General features: G+C 64.6%; 23 protein-coding genes. 11 read left to right on the top strand and 12 right to left on the bottom strand.

Going from position 1 to position 17950, the window contains the following annotated elements; translation table 11 throughout:
- Window positions 1-130 precede the first annotated feature (130 nt).
- From ABDB87_RS11790 to ABDB87_RS11775, 4 genes are read left to right on the top strand one after another with little or no spacing between them, the layout of a single operon-like run.
- On the top strand, window positions 131-1900 hold the full coding sequence (locus ABDB87_RS11790) for a SagB family peptide dehydrogenase (RefSeq protein ID WP_345927191.1): 1770 nt from the start codon (window positions 131-133) through the stop codon (window positions 1898-1900).
- Window positions 1897-2715: an ankyrin repeat domain-containing protein gene (locus tag ABDB87_RS11785; protein WP_345927189.1), complete on the top strand. Its 819-nt coding sequence runs from the start codon at window positions 1897-1899 to the stop codon at window positions 2713-2715. The genes ABDB87_RS11790 and ABDB87_RS11785 overlap by 4 nt, the downstream gene beginning before the upstream one ends.
- A 37-nt stretch (window positions 2716-2752) precedes the next feature.
- On the top strand, window positions 2753-3205 hold the full coding sequence (locus tag ABDB87_RS11780) for a hypothetical protein (protein WP_345927187.1): 453 nt from the start codon (window positions 2753-2755) through the stop codon (window positions 3203-3205).
- 33 nt (window positions 3206-3238) lie between these two features.
- Window positions 3239-3799, top strand: coding sequence for a flavodoxin (locus ABDB87_RS11775; RefSeq protein WP_345927185.1), 561 nt, complete (start codon window positions 3239-3241; stop codon window positions 3797-3799).
- Window positions 3800-3812: 13 nt separating this feature from the next.
- On the opposite strand, the gene ABDB87_RS11770 is transcribed toward ABDB87_RS11775, so the two are convergent.
- The 3 genes from ABDB87_RS11770 to ABDB87_RS11760 all read right to left on the bottom strand — a co-directional run bounded on the left by ABDB87_RS11770 (window position 3813) and on the right by ABDB87_RS11760 (window position 5552).
- Window positions 3813-4097, bottom strand: coding sequence for a hypothetical protein (locus ABDB87_RS11770; RefSeq protein WP_345927183.1), 285 nt, complete (start codon window positions 4095-4097; stop codon window positions 3813-3815).
- A 193-nt stretch (window positions 4098-4290) separates the two neighbouring features.
- Window positions 4291-4800 (bottom strand): hypothetical protein, encoded by a 510-nt coding sequence (locus ABDB87_RS11765; RefSeq protein ID WP_345927182.1) that lies wholly within the window; start codon window positions 4798-4800, stop codon window positions 4291-4293.
- 119 nt (window positions 4801-4919) lie between these two features.
- Window positions 4920-5552: an outer membrane beta-barrel protein gene (locus ABDB87_RS11760; protein ID WP_345927180.1), complete on the bottom strand. Its 633-nt coding sequence runs from the start codon at window positions 5550-5552 to the stop codon at window positions 4920-4922.
- 204 nt (window positions 5553-5756) lie between these two features.
- Between ABDB87_RS11760 and ABDB87_RS11755 the strand changes: the two genes are divergently transcribed.
- The 3 genes from ABDB87_RS11755 to ABDB87_RS11745 all read left to right on the top strand — a co-directional run bounded on the left by ABDB87_RS11755 (window position 5757) and on the right by ABDB87_RS11745 (window position 7768).
- The gene (locus ABDB87_RS11755) at window positions 5757-5900 is read left to right on the top strand and encodes a hypothetical protein (protein ID WP_345927178.1); all 144 of its coding nucleotides are present in this window, start codon (window positions 5757-5759) and stop codon (window positions 5898-5900) included.
- A gap of 144 nt (window positions 5901-6044) precedes the next feature.
- Window positions 6045-7178, top strand: a complete 1134-nt coding sequence (locus ABDB87_RS11750) for a Cache 3/Cache 2 fusion domain-containing protein (protein ID WP_345927176.1) — start codon at window positions 6045-6047, stop codon at window positions 7176-7178.
- Window positions 7179-7210: 32 nt separating this feature from the next.
- Complete coding sequence (locus tag ABDB87_RS11745) at window positions 7211-7768, top strand: DUF8082 domain-containing protein (protein ID WP_345927174.1); 558 nt, start codon at window positions 7211-7213, stop codon at window positions 7766-7768.
- A 34-nt stretch (window positions 7769-7802) separates the two neighbouring features.
- Here ABDB87_RS11745 and ABDB87_RS11740 read toward each other — a convergent pair whose 3' ends face one another.
- Genes ABDB87_RS11740 through nifA form a run of 3 tightly spaced genes read right to left on the bottom strand, consistent with a single transcriptional unit; the run spans window position 7803 to window position 10672 of the window.
- Window positions 7803-8396: a DUF938 domain-containing protein gene (locus ABDB87_RS11740; protein ID WP_345927172.1), complete on the bottom strand. Its 594-nt coding sequence runs from the start codon at window positions 8394-8396 to the stop codon at window positions 7803-7805.
- Window positions 8377-8973 carry a GNAT family N-acetyltransferase gene (locus ABDB87_RS11735; RefSeq protein ID WP_345927170.1) on the bottom strand — a complete coding sequence of 199 codons (597 nt, stop codon included), beginning with the start codon at window positions 8971-8973 and terminating at the stop codon, window positions 8377-8379. The genes ABDB87_RS11740 and ABDB87_RS11735 overlap by 20 nt, the downstream gene beginning before the upstream one ends.
- Before the next feature lie 19 nt (window positions 8974-8992).
- Window positions 8993-10672, bottom strand: a complete 1680-nt coding sequence (gene nifA, locus ABDB87_RS11730; RefSeq protein WP_345927168.1) for a nif-specific transcriptional activator NifA — start codon at window positions 10670-10672, stop codon at window positions 8993-8995.
- A 403-nt stretch (window positions 10673-11075) separates the two neighbouring features.
- On the opposite strand from nifA, the gene ABDB87_RS11725 reads away from it, so the two are divergent.
- Entirely contained in the window at window positions 11076-11528 is a 453-nt protein-coding gene (locus ABDB87_RS11725; RefSeq protein ID WP_345927166.1) for a SoxR reducing system RseC family protein, read from the top strand.
- Between the two features lie 133 nt (window positions 11529-11661).
- On the opposite strand, the gene fdx is transcribed toward ABDB87_RS11725, so the two are convergent.
- The 6 genes from fdx to ABDB87_RS11695 all read right to left on the bottom strand — a co-directional run bounded on the left by fdx (window position 11662) and on the right by ABDB87_RS11695 (window position 16428).
- Window positions 11662-11994 (bottom strand): ISC system 2Fe-2S type ferredoxin, encoded by a 333-nt coding sequence (gene fdx, locus ABDB87_RS11720; protein ID WP_345927164.1) that lies wholly within the window; start codon window positions 11992-11994, stop codon window positions 11662-11664.
- Window positions 11991-13874: a Fe-S protein assembly chaperone HscA gene (hscA, locus tag ABDB87_RS11715; RefSeq protein ID WP_345927162.1), complete on the bottom strand. Its 1884-nt coding sequence runs from the start codon at window positions 13872-13874 to the stop codon at window positions 11991-11993. Before hscA ends, fdx begins: the two co-directional genes overlap by 4 nt.
- Window positions 13875-13963: 89 nt before the next feature.
- Window positions 13964-14284 (bottom strand): iron-sulfur cluster assembly protein IscA, encoded by a 321-nt coding sequence (gene iscA / locus ABDB87_RS11710; RefSeq protein WP_345927160.1) that lies wholly within the window; start codon window positions 14282-14284, stop codon window positions 13964-13966.
- Window positions 14285-14336: 52 nt separating this feature from the next.
- Window positions 14337-14687: an iron-sulfur cluster insertion protein ErpA gene (gene erpA / locus ABDB87_RS11705; RefSeq protein ID WP_345927158.1), complete on the bottom strand. Its 351-nt coding sequence runs from the start codon at window positions 14685-14687 to the stop codon at window positions 14337-14339.
- Window positions 14688-14698: 11 nt separating this feature from the next.
- The gene (gene iscU / locus ABDB87_RS11700) at window positions 14699-15139 is read right to left on the bottom strand and encodes a Fe-S cluster assembly scaffold IscU (protein WP_345927156.1); all 441 of its coding nucleotides are present in this window, start codon (window positions 15137-15139) and stop codon (window positions 14699-14701) included.
- 77 nt (window positions 15140-15216) lie between these two features.
- Window positions 15217-16428, bottom strand: a complete 1212-nt coding sequence (locus tag ABDB87_RS11695) for an IscS subfamily cysteine desulfurase (RefSeq protein ID WP_428715122.1) — start codon at window positions 16426-16428, stop codon at window positions 15217-15219.
- A 241-nt stretch (window positions 16429-16669) separates the two neighbouring features.
- On the opposite strand from ABDB87_RS11695, the gene ABDB87_RS11690 reads away from it, so the two are divergent.
- The 3 genes from ABDB87_RS11690 to ABDB87_RS11680 are packed head-to-tail and all read left to right on the top strand — an operon-like array spanning window position 16670 to window position 17943.
- The gene (locus ABDB87_RS11690) at window positions 16670-16801 is read left to right on the top strand and encodes a hypothetical protein (protein ID WP_345927154.1); all 132 of its coding nucleotides are present in this window, start codon (window positions 16670-16672) and stop codon (window positions 16799-16801) included.
- A 19-nt stretch (window positions 16802-16820) separates the two neighbouring features.
- Complete coding sequence (rsxA, locus tag ABDB87_RS11685) at window positions 16821-17408, top strand: electron transport complex subunit RsxA (protein ID WP_345927152.1); 588 nt, start codon at window positions 16821-16823, stop codon at window positions 17406-17408.
- A 10-nt stretch (window positions 17409-17418) separates the two neighbouring features.
- Window positions 17419-17943 (top strand): RnfABCDGE type electron transport complex subunit B, encoded by a 525-nt coding sequence (locus ABDB87_RS11680; protein ID WP_345927150.1) that lies wholly within the window; start codon window positions 17419-17421, stop codon window positions 17941-17943.
- Window positions 17944-17950 lie beyond the last annotated feature (7 nt).

The raw sequence follows: 17950 nt of genomic DNA, 5'->3' as shown, positions 1-17950 counted from the left end.
GCTGCGCAAAGGAGGCCACATGCGGCATGCTATGACCCTGCCGGGCCGGGAGAAGCTTTCTTCCTGATTCATGGGAGCGAAGTGAATGCCTGCGGCATTTCCGCGCCATGCATCCAGGAGAAAGAACACCATGCTTCCTGAGTCGTCCGACATGCAGGAGGGCGGGCAAGCCGCCGCCGATGCCCGTGATCTGGTCAAGGCCTATCACCATCGCACCAAGCATCGCTTCGAACGCTATGCGGCTGGCCCTGAAACGCTGGACTGGGACGAACAGCCGGCGGCATTCCGGCACTTCGAAGGTGCGCAGCGCATCCTGCTGCCGCTGGCGGATGCTTCGCTGCCCGGCGCGCTCGGCGCGGCACTGAGCCGGCCCTTCGGCAGCGTGGCCCTGCCGCATCCGCCGGTCAAGGTCGATCTGGCGAGCATCGGAGCCTTCCTGCATCTGACGCTGGGCATCACGGCCTGGAAGCGTTTCGGGCCCGATCGCTGGGCGGTACGGGCCAATCCTTCCAGCGGCAACCTGCATCCTGCCGAGGCCTATCTGATCTCGGCAGGCGTGGCGGGGCTCGCCGATGGCGTCTATCACTACGACCCCGAGCATCACATGCTCGAGTGCCGCGCCCGCTACATCGGGCAGAGCGGGCTCGCACCCGGATTGCATATCGCGCTCGCCTCGGTGATGTGGCGCGAAGCATGGAAGTACGGCGAGCGCGCTTTCCGCTACTGTCAGCTCGATACCGGCCATGCGATGGGCGCCTTGCGCTACGCCGCCGCGGCACTGGGCTGGCAACTGGTGGCGCATCCGGAAATCGATCAGGACGTGCTCGGCACCGCGCTCGGGCTGGACCGCCTGCAGGATTTTCCGGCCCGTCGCATCCAGGAAACCGAGCTGGAAGAAACGGAAATCCTGATGTGCCTGGGCAGCGCTGACTTTCCGGCCCAGCCCCCGGAGGCGCGTGCGCTGCTTGCGGCCAGCTCCGGCGCGCTGTGGATGGGGCAGGCGAGTGCGATCGATCTGCATCCAATGTATCGCTGGCCGGTGATCGGTGAAATAGCCCGCCTCACACGCGACGCCATGCCGCAGGCCCGCCGCCAGATCGGTCTGCCCCTGCCGCATCCGGGCGCCTGTTCCGGCGAGGGTGCAACGTTCGCGAGTCTCGCCCTCACGCGCCGCAGCGCGCAGCATTTCGATCCGGCTTCGCAGATGTCACGACAGGATTTCCTGCACATCATGGGGCGGCTGATGCCCACCGATTTTGCGCCCTGGGATGTGCTGCCGGCCATCTGGGACATGGATCTCGTCGTCTTCGTCCATCGTGTCGAGACCCTCGGAAGCGGTGTCTATCTGCTCTCGCGCGGCGAACCGGCAAACGGATTGCGCCGCCGGATCGAAACACATCATGTGCTCTCGCCGGTGCCAGGACTTCCGCCCGGTCTGCATCTGGCGCGTATCGAGGCACTCGAAGCGCCCGCGCTGCAGCGTCTCGCGCGCAGCCTGCATTGTCATCAGGACATCGCCGCGCATGCGCATTTCGCGCTGGGCATGCTGTGCCCCTTCGAGGATGCGCTCGGCGCCAGCCCTGCGGCGTACCGGGAACTGCACCGGCAGGCCGGCCTGCTGGGGCAGGTGCTGTATCTGGAGGCCGAAGCACTCGGGCTGCGCGGCACCGGCATCGGCTGCTACTTCGACGACGCCGTGCATGAACTGCTTGGGCTGGAGGACAGTGCCTGGCAGTCGATGTATCACTTCACCGTCGGCAAGCCGCGCGTCGATGCGCGGATCGAAACCCTTGCCGCCTATGCCGAGCGTGCGGAGTACGCCACCGCACCGCTGCCCGCGGGCGAAGCGGACAATCTTGCCGGCATGGCCACGCTTTCCGCACAAGGCGATCCATCATGAGCCCATCCTTCATCCGTATTCCGGCGCCTCGCGCCGCAGCGATGCTCCGCGAGCACCGCCGGGGCGAGTCCGCCGAGCTCGCGCTCTTCGACAGCCGCGACCGCACGAGTTTCGATCGCGGCCACATCGAAGGCGCCCGATTCCTGAGTGACGCGAACTTCGGCGAGATCATCTCGACCCTGCCGCGCAGCACGCCGGTGCTGATCTATTGCTTCCGGGGCAATGCGAGCCAGACCTGGGCCGGCATGTTTGCCGACTTCCGTTTCGGCGAGGTCTACAGCGTCGACGGTGGATACGATGCGCTGGCTGCTGCGCTCACCCTGCCGGAAACGGCCCCGTTTCCGAGCACCAAATCGACGAGCCAGGCCTTGGGCAGCTTCCTTGCCGCCCGCGGTTTTTCCGGCTCCGACATCGATGCGGCCGGCGAACACGGCCTGACGCCGCTCATGCATGCGGCATGGCGCGGCGAAGAGGCGCTGCTGCGCGAACTGCTCTCGCTGGGAGCGAGTCCGCTGTCACGGAATGCCGATGGCAATACCGCGCTGTGGCTTGCCTGCGTGGGGGCAAACGGCGCCTGTGTGCGGGCGCTGGCAGAGGCCGGCGTGCTGCTCGACAGTCGTAACGACACCGGGGCCACCGCGCTGATGTATTGCGCTTCCAGCGGCAAGGCCGACATGCTCGCGCTGCTGCTCTCGCTCGGCGCGGATCCGCTGGTAAGGAACTTCGATGACGCGCGCGCAGTGGACCTCTGCTCGACGCTTGACTGCCTGAAACTGCTCCGGCACACGGCGGATCTGCCGCTCGCAGCCGGCTGAAGCCCGCATCCGGTTTTCACTCACAGAAAGGCCCGTCATGAGCAGTTCGCAGATTCTGCAAGCCAACCGCGTGATCCTGGCGCATTTCGATTCCTACAGCGCAGCACTGCTCTTTGCGCGCTGGGACAAGTGTCTGCTGGCGCCCGGGCCGCTCCCGGAGGGGGCCGTGGCCATGCCGATGCCGGAGCGGATCGACCCCGGGCACGATGGCGAGGCCGTGCTTCAGGCCGCCGTTGCGGCCTGGCAGCTCAAGCCGGACGAGATCGTCCGGATGCCGGAGTTCGATGCCTGGTTCATGGCCGATGGCCAGCCAATCCGTGTGCACGTGCTGCGCTTTACCTGCTTCGAAGCGCCCGCCGCGCTGATCGAAGCACAGGGGGCCGTGTTCAAGCCGATCAGCGAGCTGCGTGGCAGCGCGATGAGCGAGCTGATGCTCCTGCGCGAAGTGTTCAACATCCTGGTCGGCGGCGCGCAACGTGCGGGCACCTGAGCCTCATCATCACCAGCAAGGGAGATTCACGTCATGAAGATCGGGATTTTCTTCGGCACCGAAACCGGCACGACACGCCTGATCGCCAAGAAGCTTCACAAGCTGCTGGGTGACGACGTTGCCGACAAACCGCTCAACGTCAACCGGATCACGCCGGCCGACATGTTGCAGTACGACGCCTTGCTGCTGGGCACGCCCAGCTATGGCGTCGGTCAGATCCCGGGGCGGACGGCCGGTTGCCTCGAATCGAACTGGGAGGAGTTTCTCGCCCGCCTTCCGGCCGGTGCCGTGTTTGATGGCAAGCGCGTGGCGTTCTTTGCGCTGGGCGCGCAGGAACGTTATGCCGAACGCTTTGCCAGCTCGCTGCGCGTGCTGCATGACATCGTGCTGGCGCGCGGTGCTGAAATCGTTGGCCAGTGGAGCACCGAAGGCTATGTGTTCGAGCACTCCGCTTCGGTGCTGGAGGGGCGCTTTCTCGGTCTGATCATTGATCAGCGCACACAGAGCCAGCTCACCGACCTGCGCCTGGAGGAATGGCTGGAAGTCGTGAGACCGCAGATGCTGGCGAAGCTCGCCGGCCAGGCCCTGGCCTGACCGGCGCTCCGGCTTACTGGTTCAGGAAGATCGCGACGAGACTCGCGGTAATCGCCGCAATGACGATGATGCGCACCAGCCCTGCACGGGCATGCGCCTCGCGTTCGCGCACGAAGCGGTGCAGTTCGGGGTTTTGCGCCAGATAGGCCTCGACCTTGTTCCTGGCCTCGTCGAGACCATCGGTTTCGGTGTTCTGGGTGCTGCGTACGACGCGGATCGCGGCGATCCGGTGACCTTGTCTGAGGGCTGCGACGGCTTCAAGCGGCAGTTCGGCGACCGGGAGGGATTCCATTTTCATGCGTGTTCCAGTTCCTGCAGAGACTTCAGCTTCATGCCATGCGTGAGACGAGGGGATGCCCCGGCTGATCAGCCCGGGCCGTCAGGCGCACGACCTTTCCTTGTTGAAGCGTGCACTGTGCAGAAGAGCGGCGCCTGCGTGAGCCCTGCGGCCGCCTTGTGGCGGGGTCTGCGCGATGGAGGGCAGCGCCGGCTCAGCTGCCGAGGCGGCATCCCTGGTCGAGCAGGGCGCGAATGGCGTGGATTTCGCAGTCGAGCCCGATCTCGTCGAGGACCTGCTCGGCCGCGACCGGGCTGGCAAAGACGTATTGCCAGATGCTGCCTTCGCCGGCGTGCTCGAACCTGTTGCCCTCTGCCTGGCGATGGAAAAGGCCCAGCACATAGCCCGCGCCTGCGAGGCGCAGACCGGCCCGGCCCATGTCGGTTTCATAGGGCGTGTAGTGCTCGCCGTCGTAGTCGGCGATGATTTCCCAGTGTCGCGCCGGATCGGTGACGCGCAGATAGTCGGCACCCGGATCGCTGGCCCGCGCACCGAGACCTTCAAGCCTGTTGTGGTGGCAGGCCTGCATCAGATCCGCCAGGCTCGCCGGCGCATGCCGGGCGAGTTCGCTCAGCGCGGCCACGCAGTGATCGTCGGTGTCGAAAATGTAGAGATGGACACCTTCGGCGTCTTCAATGGCCTGAACACTGGCGATGCCTGACATGACGGAACTCCTTCTGCACGGTACCGGAGAGACCTAGCAAGTTCTGCTCCTCCGGCGGCGGCACAGGAAAAGGCACACCGCCTGGCGGTGTGCCCGAGCCCTGCCGTGCGTGGAGTGGCTCAGAAGCGATAGCGCAGACCCACCGACACGGTGTTGTAGGAAGCTTCGCTGGTGGAGGCGCCGCCGAGATCGCTGTAGTGGTTCCATTCCAGCTGGGTCGCCACCTGAGGCGTGAGGTCATAGCTCACGCCCAGCCCGACCAGCGGGCTCACCGAATACTCGCGGGTATTGCGGGTTGCCAGCCCGCTGGTACGCAGGTCGGTCCGCGCGTCGATCAGGCCCACCTTGCCGTAGGCCGCAAACCCGTTCGCGAGCGGCAGCGTGCCCTTGGCCGCCAGTGTCAGCCCCTGCGACTTGAGCGAGCCGACGACGGCGCCGGCTGCGGCGTTCGACTGATAGCCCATGCTGCCGAGATTCACATAGCCTGCTTCCACGGCAAGGTTCGGGTTGATGTCATAACCGAGCGTCAGGCCCCAGGCCGTGTCCTGCTTGTCCGAGTTACCCGAGGTGACATTGACGCCCTGGTTGGCCACGGCGCCGTCAAGGCCGGCGGTGCGGTGATTCGCGAGGCTGATCCCGGTATTGGCGCCGACGTAGAGGCCGGGCGTAGTGGCAGCCTGCGCCTGGGCGGCAAGCAGGACGCTGCCGGTGGCAAGCGTGGCAAAGAGGATTCGCGGGGAGATGGTTTTCATGTTCTGACTCCTTGAAGCACCGGACATCCGGTGGGCGTATTCAAAGCCAGAGATGTAAGCCGTCCGCTTCCGCATGCAACAGGCCTGCAAGCGGATGTAAGCGGATGTTTCGGGCGCGGGCGGCGCGTTCCCCCGAAAGGCTTGCAGCGCAAGGGCTGCGGCCTTTCCTGACAGCAGGCTTGCATGCCGCCAGGATGTGTCGCGATGCACGACAGCCTGCAAGGGGAGGGCTCATTCGCGCTGATCCTGCCGATTCCGCCACTGCCCGCGCCATGCGTACCGTCCATCCAGACCCACCTGCCGGGTGTCGAGCCGAAGAGGGTCGGCTCAATCATGAAAAACGTTTGAAAACAAGGAAAAGCCGACGGAATTCGCGGAATCGATATATTGATCCTAATCAAACAACGACGATTGCCCGAAGGGGCGGCTGTTAACATCAGGGCATAAGCCGGCCTGCCGGAAACGATGAAATATCCCCAACGGAGTCATTCGATGAAGCTTCAGGAATCCCTGCGAGTCAGGCTGTTGTTGCCCGTTCTCGCGCTTGTCATTGTGGTGGTCGTGGCGCTGACCGCGGTGCTGGCCAGCATCGCCGCCAACAACGCCCACGATGAGGCCGAGCATTCGATCAAGCAGCAGACCTCGGCGCTGCAGAGCCTATTCGCGGTGACCCGCTCGATCATGATCGAACGCGTGCAGAGCTCGATGCGTCTGCTGCGCCAGCAGGCTGCAGCCATGGGGCCTGCCGGCAGCGGCGGCCCGGTGGAGCTGGGTGGCCGCACGGCGACCAACCTGCTGTTCGGCGCCCGGGAAGTCGGGGGCAACAACACACTGGTCGACAACGTCACCGATACGATGCAAGGGACCGCCACCATCTTCTCGCGCACCGGCGACGACTATGTGCGCATCTCGACCAATGTGAAGAAGGATGACGGTTCGCGCGCAGTCGGTACGGTGCTCGATCCGAAAGGCAAGGTCATCGGCCGGATCCAGCAGGGCGAGAGCTTCTATGGAGTGGTCGATATCCTGGGCACGCCTTATGTGACCGGCTATGAACCGATTCTGGCCGGCAATGCTCGCCCGCCGATCGGGATTTTCTACGTCGGCTACAAGACAGACATGGCCGAACTCGATGCGGTGGTGAGCAGCAGCCGCGTGCTCGATTCCGGCTTCATCGCCCTGTTCGACAGCAAGGGCACGCTGCGCTTCAGCTCGAAGGGCGAGGGCATTGTGTCGGCTGAAGACATGGCCCAGATCGTGAAGCTGCATCCGGACGACTGGGTGGTGAGCAGCGAAGAGGTGCCAGGCTGGGGCTTCACGCTGGTGTCGGCCTACCCGAAGCGGGATGTGAATGCCGTCATCGTCCGTCAATCCCTCTGGATTGCCGGCCTCGGGCTGATCGTCTGCGTGGTGTTGCTGAGCCTGCAGTCGATGCTCATCTGGAAGCGCGTGCTGAGCCCGGTGCAGCGTCTGACCAAGGTGGCCGAGGAGCTGAGTCTCGGCCGCTGGGAGCACTCGATCGCCGAAGTGGATCTGAAGGACGAGATCGGCACGCTGGCGCGTGCCATCGCACGACTCTCCAACAGTGTGCGCCTGGCCATGGAACGCCTCGCGAAGCGTTCATGAGCACCATCGCCCATTCCGGAAAGGGACCTGCCATGTCAAATGAATTCAGGCCGCTGATTGAGATCCTGCGCGAGCTCAAGACACTCATCAGTCAGAAAGCCAGCGGCTTCCTGTTCGTGGTGACCGAGGAAAACCATTCCTGCACGATCCGCGTGCAGGGCGGGGTGGTGGAGGATGTGCAGTTCAGGATGCTGCGCAATGACGAGGCCGTGCAGCGTCTGGGCAACGTGAATGCGGCGCGCTCCAGATTCCAGGCCGGCGTGGCCGGCCCTGCAGGCCGGACCGCCCTGAGCGAGAGTTCCCTGCAATGGTTGCAGGGCGGTTTCGAACACAGCGTGAAATACACGCCGCCAGCCAGGACTGCAGCTGCTGCGGCGACCACTCAGGGCAGCGGGCCGAGCGAGCGCCAGCGCCAGAGCATCCAGGACATCGCCCTGCTGTATCTGGGGCCGATTGCCGGCATCCTGTGTGATGAGGCCTTCGAGAATGGCAACAGCCTGCAGCAGGGGCTGGTGCAACTCGCCTCGAATCTGGCCACGAAGGAAGAAAGTCAGCGTTTCATGGCGGACATCCGCAAGGCGCTCGGCTGAGGCACGAGGCAGCGCAAGCGCAGCAAGCCCGGGCTCAGCGCACCCAGACCAGACAGCGGTTGTTGGCCGGCATGGCGCGGTCCTCCACGAGCGTGAGGCCTGCCTGCTGGCCCAGCTGCTGCACCGCCTCGAAGTCACGGATGCCCTGATGCGTGGCGCGCGCCTTGAGCCAGCCGTCGAACTCGGCATTGCTGCTGCTCGTGTAGCGCCCCTGATAGTTGAAGGGGCCGTAGATGACGAGCCTGCCGTCGGGGTTCAGCACGGCCGGGATCTGCCGGAAGAACGCCTCCACCTGAGCCCAGGCCATGATGTGCAGCGTATTGGCGCTGAAAACGGCGTCATGACAGCCTTCGGGCCATGGGCCTGAAACGTCGAGTTCGAGCGGGGCGGGGGTATTCGGCAGGCCGGCTTGCGCAAGCCAGCCGGCAATGCCGGCCAGGGCCTCGGCGCGGTCGCTGCATTGCCAGCGCAAGTGCGGCATGGCCGCCGCAAAATGAATGGCATGCTGCCCCGTACCGCTGCCGATCTCCAGCACGCTGCGGGCGGCTGCGAGATGTTCGCGCAGCACGTCGAGTATGACATCGCGATTGCGCGCAACCGATGGCGAATCAGGGAGCGGAAGGTTCAAGAGGAATCCGGTGCGGATGAATCAAGGCGGCATCTTGCGCCTGTTGGCGGCTGATTGCATACAGCCACGCGTCACGCGGCAGGCTCGAGAGGTTCGGGTGGATGATGCAGCTGGCCAGACGGCCTTCGCAACGCAGCCCCGCGCGTTCGAGCATGCGTCGCGAGGGCAGATTGTCTGCGTCGCACAGCGCCTCGATGCGGTGGAAGGCCGACACGCGAAAGGCCTCGTCGATCATCCTGCGAGTCACTTCGCTCATGAGACCCTGACCGTGATGCCGGCGCGCCAGCATCACGCCGATGCGCAACATGTGGGGTTCCACCAGCGAATACCGGAACATGCCAACGGGATGCGCATCGAGCTCCACGATCCAGGTCCATGCGGAGCCCCGGCTCCAGCGCAACAGATCCAGACTGATCTGCTGGCGGCTCTGCGCGAGCTCATGATGGGTCAGCCAGCCAAGATGGCGGGTGACCTCGGCGTCACCCGAGAGCTGCCCGAAGACCGCCTCCGCATCGGACGCGAGGGGCTTGCGCAAACGCAGCCGGGCCGTCTGCAGCGTCTCGGGCGGCCAGCTCATGCCCCGGGCCGCCTCAGGCTCAGAAGCGCCTGACCTGGATGTCGTACTTCTTCAGCGCGTAACCCATCTGGCGCCCGGTGATGTTGAGCAGGCGGGCCGCCTTGGCACGCACCCCGCGCGCCTGCTCCATGGCCCAGATCAGGCGCTCGCGTTCGCCTTCGGGTTTGCCATCCGCAGCAGCGCTGCCCGCCGGAGCAGATGAGGCGGGCGTGGCAGGGCTGGCGCCGGGCGTGAAACCGGCAGGCGCCTGAGGCGCCTCGAGACCAACGGCGCCTGCTTCCGCGGGCGCGACCGCATCGTCCTTCTTCACGAAGTGGAGCACCTGCGTGAGGCAGCGGTTGTGGGTGCAGGGGAAGTCGTGCATATCGACCCGATCAGTGCGGGTCATGGTGGCGACACGCTCGATGCAGTTCTCCAGTTCGCGCACATTGCCCGGCCAGTAGCAATGCTGAAGCACGCCCTGGGCCGCATCAGTCAGCGCGATATGGCGATCGTTCTCTTCATTGAAACGCTGCAGGAAATGGCTCGCCAGGGCAGGAATGTCGTTCGGCCTTTCGCGCAGCGGCGGCAGGAAAATGCTGATGACATTGATCCGGAAGTAGAGATCGGAGCGGAAGGTGCCGGCACTGACCATCTTCTCCAGATTGCGGTTGGTGGCGCAGATCAGCCGCACATCGACCTTGATCGGCTTGTTGCCGCCGACGCGCTCGAACTCCCGTTCCTGCAGCACGCGCAGCAGCTTGGTCTGGAAAGCCGGCGAAATGTCGCCGATCTCATCCATGAAGAGCGTACCGCCGTCGGCCATCTCGAAGCGCCCCTTGCGTACGCCGGCTGCGCCGGTGAAGGCCCCTTTCTCATGCCCGAAGAGTTCCGACTCGAGCAGGGTTTCGGAGAGTGCGGCGCAATTGACCTTGACGAAGGGCTTGTTCGCCCGCGGTGAAAGCTCATGCACCGCGCGGGCAATCACTTCCTTGCCGGTGCCGCTTTCGCCGCGCAGCAGTACGGTCGAGCGTGAAGGCGCCACCATGTGCGCTTCGGCGAACACCTGCTGCATGCGCTCGGAAGCGCCCACCACGTTGTCGAGCGTGAACACGGTCTTGTTGCGGGCATCGCGTTCGTGTTCGGTCTGCAGGATCAGCCGCTCGCGATCTTCGGTCACGATGCGTCTCAGGGTGACCGCCTGGCCGATCAGGTTGGCCACCATCGAGAGCAGTCGCAGGTCGCGCGCATAGCCGCCGGAGTCTTCCCCCTTGCGGTCGATGGTCAGCACACCGATCACATGGGTCGCAGTACGGATCGGCACTGCCACGAATGCCGTCGGCGGACCTCCTGCATTCTCGTCCAGCGACCCCGTCCGGTTGAGAAACAGCGGCTCGCTCGCGATGTCGGGAATCACATTCGGTGTGCCCAGCGAGAAGACGCGCCCGATGACACCTTCGCCCGGCTGGTATCGCGCAAGCTGCGCCTCGGCCGCGTTGAGGCCCACCGATACGAAGAGCTCGAGCTCGTCTTCGTCTTCTTCCTTGAGGAGGACCATGCTGCGGCGGAAGCCCAGCAGGCTTTGCAGCACGTTGAGGGATTCGCGCAAGGTACGCGATACATCCAGAGAGGATGTCAGGATCTTGCTGATTTCATAAACGGTGACGAGCTCGAGTGAAGCCCGCGATTCGGAAGCCCTGTTTCCTGCGGTCGCGATCATGATGCGTGCCTTTGCAAACTGGGCGGCCCGGGGGGCCGGAACGCCCGGATACGGAATGCGCCTGGAACCGTAAACCCTGCTCAGACAATTGATCTGTAGCAAACATACCGTTAGCAATCGGCATGCCGAAAGAATGCGGGCCAGCGGGTTGACGCGGAGCCCTTGTGCGATGAGGCTTTGCCCGCGGGAGGCGCCCTGCGGGGCCGACGGGATGGTCGGATCACATGCATCAGAACGGGGCAATTCCTGACAACAGGTGCCAAAAGTGACAGACCGTACAGACAAAAGGACGCTCCCCGGCCGGCAAAGCGGATGGCTCCCGTGCCAGCGGCCTTCATACAAGGCATGACAGCGCTGGCACGTCCCTTGCGGAGGCTCTGGCGAACCTCATCGGGAGCGCAGCATGGCATCCAGCGAAGTCCGCATCCTCGCCATTCGGGGCACCACCCTGGTCGTCGAAAGTCATGCCGCCGCGGCATGCGGCAGTTGCCGCAGCAAACGCCAGTGCGGCACCGACGCCGGCACGCTGCGCCAGGTCGAAGTGCCCCTGGCAGACGCCGGGCAGTTGCAGGTGGCGGATACGGTGAGCCTCTCGCTGCCGTCCGGCGAACTGCTGCGCATGGCGGCCAGCCTCTACCTGCCACCGGCACTCGGTCTGGTGCTGGGCATGGTTGCGGGGGCCGCAGGCGGGGATGCCGCCAGCCTCGCCGGCGGCGCGCTGGGGCTCATGGCCGGGCTGCTTGCAAGCCGCTGGCTGGGACGCAGGGCAGGGCCGGTCGTGCATCGGGCGCAGCGCGTGCCGGGGCACGCCGTGTCGGGATCCGCCACCGGCAGCAGCTGCTCCGGCAGGGGCTGAAGCCGCGCGACAGCATGGCGGCCGGCAGGACTTCAGCCTGAAGCAGACGCCTGGAGCGGGAGAAAAGCCTCACGCCGTGTCCTTCCGCGGTGTGTCCGGCGTGCAGGGCAGAGCCTGCCGCAAGACGTTCTGCTTACTCCCGCGCGTGATTGCGGGTATGCACCGGCAGTTCGACGGTGAGATCCCCCTCGGCGATTTTCACGCAGCAGGCCAGACGCGAATCGGCTTCAAGCCCCCATGCGTCGTCGAGCTGGTCTTCCTCTTCATCGCTGGGCGGCTTCACGCTCGCCGCCCCCGAGCGCAGATAAACATGGCAGGTGGCGCAGGCGGTCACCTTTTCGCAGGCGTGTTCGATCTCGATGCCGGCTGCCAGCAGTGCGTCGCACAGGCTGACGCCCTTGCTGGCCTGGATGCGGGCGCCGGTGGGGCAGAGTTCGGGATGCGGAATGACGGTGATGGTGCTCATGCCGAAAGCTCCTCAAGCCTGGTTCCCGAGAGCGCTGCGCGAATGCTGGCATCCATGCGACGCTCGGCAAAGGCGGTGGATGCGGTATTGAGCGCATCGGTGGCGCGCTTGATCGCAGCAGTGTCTCCCTCCTGCTCCAGCACGTCGGCGAGGCCATACACCGCCTGCTGAACCGCCATGTATTCGTCATGGCTCAGCAACTCGTGGCCATTCTCTTCCAGCGCGGTCTGCGTAGCGTCCATCAGTCGGCGGGCGTCCACCTGGGCTTCGCGCAGCATGCGCATGGCCATGTCGGTATCGGCCTTGCCGTAGGCATCCATCAGCATGTCGGTGACCTGATCGTCGGAGAGGCCGTAGGAAGGCTTCACCTGGATCTGGGCTTCGACGCCGGAAATCATTTCACGCGCGGCGACCGAGAGCAGGCCGTCGGCATCGATCTGGAAGGTCACGCGGATGCGTGCGGCGCCGGCCACCATCGGCGGAATACCGCGCAGATCAAAGCGGGCAAGCGAGCGGCAGTCGCTCACCAGTTCGCGCTCGCCCTGCAGCACATGGATGGCCATCGCGGTCTGGCCGTCCTTGAAGGTCGTGAATTCCTGCGCCCGGGCGGTGGGAATCGTCGAGTTGCGCGGGATGATCTTCTCGACCAGGCCACCCATGGTTTCCAGCCCCAGCGAGAGCGGGCAAACGTCCAGCAGCAGCCAGTCGTCGCCGTCCCCGGTGCCGCGGTTACCGGCCAGGATATTGGCCTGGATCGCTGCGCCCAGCGCCACGACTTCGTCCGGATTCAGATTGTTGAGCGGCTCACGGCCGAAATATGCGGCAACCTCGGCCTGGATCTGCGGCATGCGGGTGGAGCCGCCGACCATCACCACGCCATCGATTTCCTCCGGCATGACCTTGGCATCACGCAGCGCCTTGCGCACCGGCGCCATCGTGCGCGCGACGAGTGGCCGGCTCATCTCTTCGAAAGCCGTGCGGCTCAGTTCGGCAGAAAACATGCGGCCGCTGGAGAGCTGGCCGGCCAGCATGGCGGTGTCGCTGGCAGAGAGCTGCTCCTTGGCGCGGCGCGACAGCGAGGCCAGCAGGCGCAGATCATTCGGTGTGGGGGCTTCGAGCCTGATCGTGGCAGAGAGCCAGTCCGCAATGCAGTGATCGAAATCGTCCCCGCCCAGGGCTGCGTCGCCCGCGGTGGAGAGCACTTCGAAGACTCCGCGGGTGAGTTTCAGCACCGAGATATCGAAGGTACCGCCGCCCAGATCGTAGATCGCGAAGGTGCCTTCCGCCCCGTTGTCCAGTCCGTAGGCAATCGCTGCGGCGGTCGGCTCGTTGAGCAGGCGCAGCACATTGAGGCCGGCCAGACGCGCGGCATCCTTGGTGGCCTGACGTTGCGCATCGTCGAAGTAGGCCGGCACGGTAATCACCGCGCCCACCAGGTCGCCACCGAGTGAGGCTTCGGCGCGCTCGCGCAAGGCACGCAGGATCTCGGCAGAGACTTCCACCGGCGACTTCACGCCGGCGCGGGTGTTGATGCTGAGCATGCCGGGCGTGTCGAGCAGCTCGTAGGGCGTGCCGGCCGGATCCGGCAGATCCGCGAGGCTGCGGCCCATGAAGCGCTTGACCGACACGATGGTGTTGCGCGGGTCACTGATCTGTTCGGCCTGCGCCGCGTGGCCCACGGTGATGCCGGCGTCGTCTCCGGTGTAGCGGACCACCGATGGCAGCAGCATCTTGCCGGCCTCGTCGGGCATCACGCGGGTGACGCCGCTGGCCACCGTGGCGACCAGCGAGTTGGTGGTCCCGAGGTCGATGCCGACGGCCAGCCGGTGCTGGTGCGGCGCAGCGCTCAAGCCGGGTTCGGCGATCTGCAGCAGGGCCATGGTGATGCTCCGTATCGTTTTGCGGGCCCGTCAGGGGGAGGGCTCCGGGGGCGGCACCGGCTCATGCCCGTACCGGAACAAGCTTGTGATCAGACCGCGAAGCTTTCGCCGCAGCCGCAGGCTGCTTTCGCGTTCGGATTGTTGAACTTGAAGCCTTCGTTGAGGCCTTCCCGAACGAAGTCGAGCTCGGTGCCGTCCAGGAAGACATGGCTCTTCGGATCGATGACGATGGTGACGCCATTGCTCTCGTAGATCTGGTCTTCGGATTCGGGCTTGTCGACGAACTCGAGCGCGTAGGCCAGGCCCGAGCAGCCGCTGGTCTTCACGGCGAGACGCAGGCCCATGCCGCCGCCGCGCTTGGCGAGGCTTCTCTGGACGTGACGGGCGGCTTTGTCGCTGACGGTGATCATGCTGTGATCCTCCTGTGGTTTGAATGCGGTAGCGGCGGATGACGCTGCGGAGTCAGACCGAGAAGGAACTGCCGCAGCCGCAGGTCGAGGTGGCGTTCGGATTGCGGATCACGAAGCGCGAGCCTTCCAGGCTGTCTTCGTAATCGATCTCGGCGCCCATCAGGTACTGCATGCTGACGCTGTCGATCACCAGACGTACGCCGGATTTTTCGACCAGCAGGTCGTCTTCCTTGTCTTCTTCCTCGAAGGCGAAGCCGTACTGGAAGCCGGAGCAGCCGCCGCCATTCACATACACGCGCAGCTTGAGGGCCGGATTGCCTTCATCCTCGATCAGCTCGGCGACCTTGGAGGCCGCGGCATCCGAGAAAATGATGGGGGAGGGGATATCTGCGGGAGCGTTCATGATGTGTCCTTTCAGGCGGCGGCTTTTTCAACGACGACGGCGGGGCAGGCCTCGGTTTCGCTGGCGCTGGGGATGCCCTGCTTGGTGCGGTAATCGGCGACGGCGGCCTTGATGGCGTCTTCGGCGAGGATGGAGCAGTGGATCTTGACCGGCGGCAGCGCGAGCTCTTCGGCGATGTCGGTGTTCTTGATGGCCAGTGCCTCATCGAGACTCTTGCCCTTGACCCATTCGGTCACGAGCGAGCTCGAGGCGATGGCCGAACCGCAGCCATAGGTCTTGAACTTCGCGTCCTCGATGATGCCTTCGGCATTGACCTTGATCTGCAGCTTCATCACGTCGCCGCAGGCCGGTGCACCGACCATGCCGGTGCCGACGTCTTCATCCGCCGAAGACATCGAGCCGACGTTGCGGGGGTTGTCGTAGTGATCAAGAACCTTGTCGCTGTATGCCATGGTGATTCTCCGTTGTCCTGGTTTGGAAGGCTGTCGTGGGTGGCGATCAGCCCGGGTTGGAGGGTCTTGTTATGGTGTCAGTGGGTAGCCCACTGCACGCTTGCGAGATCGATGCCGTCGCGATGCATGTCCCACAAGGGAGAGAGATCGCGCAGCTTGCCGACGGCGCTGCTGATGAGCTCGATCACGCGATCCACTTCTTCCCGCGTGGTGAATCGGCCGATCGAGAAGCGGATCGAGCTGTGGGCAAGCTCATCGCTGCGCCCCAGCGCCCGCAGCACGTAGGAAGGTTCCAGGCTTGCCGAGGTGCAGGCCGAGCCGGAAGACACCGCCACATCCTTGATGCCCATCAGCAGGGATTCGCCTTCGACGAAGTTGAAGGAAAGGTTCAGGTTGTGCGGCACGCGCTGGGTCATGTCGCCATTGACGAAGACCTGATCGAGCTTCATCAGGCCGTGCATCAGGCGATCACGCAGGCCGCGGATGCGTTCGTTTTCGGCCGCCATGTTCTGATGCGCGATCCAGTAGGCCTCACCCATGCCGACGATCTGGTGGGTGGGCAAGGTGCCCGAGCGCATGCCGCGTTCATGGCCGCCCCCGTGGATCAGCGCGTCGATCCGCACCCGCGGCTTGCGTGACACATAGAGCGCGCCGATCCCCTTGGGGCCGTAGGTCTTGTGGGCCGAGAGCGACATCATGTCGACCGGCAGGTTCGAGAGGTCGATGGCGACCTTTCCGGTGGCCTGGGCCGCATCGACATGGAACAGCACCTTCTTCTCGCGGCAGAGGCTGCCGAGCCGGGCGATGTCCTGCACCACGCCGATCTCGTTATTGACCAGCATCACCGAAGCCAGGATGGTGTCCGGGCGCAGGGCGGCGGCGAAGGCCTCGAAATCGATCAGGCCGTTTTCCATGACGTCCAGCCAGGTGATTTCGAAGCCGTCGCGTTCGAGTTCGCGACAGGTATCCAGGACCGATTTGTGCTCGGTCTTCACGGTGATGATGTGCTTGCCCCGGGCGGCATGAAAGCGTGCCGCGCCCTTGATGGCGAGATTGTTCGACTCGGTCGCGCCCGAGGTCCACACGATCTCGCGCGGGTCGGCGCCGATCAGCGTGGCCACCTGTTCGCGTGCGATCTCGACAGCCTCTTCTGCTGCCCAGCCGTAGGCGTGCGAGCGGCTGGCCGGGTTGCCGAAGTTGTCGAAGAGCCAGGGCATCATTCGCGCCACGACCCGCGGGTCAACCGGCGTGGTGGCGGAGTAATCCAGGTATATGGGGCGGGGCATCATGCTGTTTCTCCTGCATGTGACGGGGGCGTAACACCTTCACAGCAAGTATCGAACCAGTTTTCAGAATGCCCTTCCCGCAAGGCTTTCCGGCGATTTTCCGGAAACGATGCGCCGAACATGACACGCCTTCTGTCAGGATTGTCCGGTGCGCGTGTAGCGTCTGTCAGTCTTCCGGCGGCTCGCGGCGGCGCCCCTCGGCAGACCGGATGACCCTGTGTACACGTGAAGCGGATTGAGCGGCATGTCGATGCGTTTTCCGGCCGACATCCCTGACAAGAATGACAAAGCGGACCTCGGTCCGGAAACGCGCATTTCCCCAGAAATCCTTGCCCGCCAAGGCTTTCAGGTACTGGCACGAAGCATGCAATGGTGAGCCCGAACAGGAGGTTGCCATGCGTGAAATGCTGCTAACGATCATTGCCGTCGTACTCGTCAATAACGTGGTGCTGGTGAAGTTCCTCGGGCTGTGTCCCTTCATGGGCGTGTCGACCAAGGTCGACAGCGCGGTGGGCATGGGGCTGGCAACCACCTTCGTCATGACCCTGTCATGTGCTGCCGCATGGGTGATCGAGCACTGGCTGCTGCGGGTCTTCGATCTGAGCTATCTGCGCATCCTGACCTACATCGTCGTCATCGCCGCGGTGGTCCAGTTTGTCGAGATGGTCATCAAGAAGACGACGCCCGATCTGCATCGCATGCTGGGCATCTACCTGCCGCTGATCACGACCAACTGCGCAGTGCTGGGCATTCCGCTGCTCAACGCGCAAGGAGAAGCCGGCCTGGTCTCCAGCGTGGTCACCGGCTTCGGGTCCGGTCTCGGTTTCATCATGGTGATGGTGATCTTCGCCGGCCTGCGCGAACGGCTGGCCCTGGTGCGCGTGCCGGCCACCTTCGCCGGCGCTCCGATCGCCTATATCACTGCCAGCATGCTGGCGCTTGCCTTCATGGGTTTCACCGGCCTGGTCCCAGCAGGCCACTAAGGAGAACACGATGCTGACCGCCGTCATCAGCCTTGCCGCCATCGGATCGGGACTCGGTCTGGCGCTGGGTTTCGCGTCCCGAAAATTCCATGTCGAAGGCAACAGCATCGTGGCCGAGATCCAGGCGATGCTGCCTGCCGCCAATTGCGGCCAGTGCGGCTTCCCCGGCTGCGCCGGTGCGGCCGAAGCCATCGTCGCCGGTACGGCCGCGCCGACCTGCTGTCCGCCCGGTGGCAAGCTCGTGGCCCAGAACATTGCAGACCATCTCGGCATCACGCTGGCAGCCGGAGACGACATGCGCCCGGTGATCGCCTGTGTCCACAATCATCTGTGCATCGGCTGCACCAAGTGCATCAAATTCTGCCCCTCAGACGCGATCATCGGCGCGACGAAACAGCTTCATGCGGTGATGGAGGAAGCCTGCACCGGCTGCCGCCAGTGCAGCGAGAAATGCCCGACCGGCGCGATCGAGATGATGGAGTTGCCGCAGAGCATCCAGAACTGGGTCATGCCGCAACCGACGCAGTATTCCTGAGGACCTC

Source organism: Uliginosibacterium paludis (assembly GCF_039631355.1).
Taxonomy (GTDB): Bacteria; Pseudomonadota; Gammaproteobacteria; order Burkholderiales; family Rhodocyclaceae; genus Uliginosibacterium; species Uliginosibacterium paludis.
The sequence above is the reverse complement of the archived record's forward strand: the minus strand, read 5'-3'. Positions and strand labels throughout refer to the sequence as shown.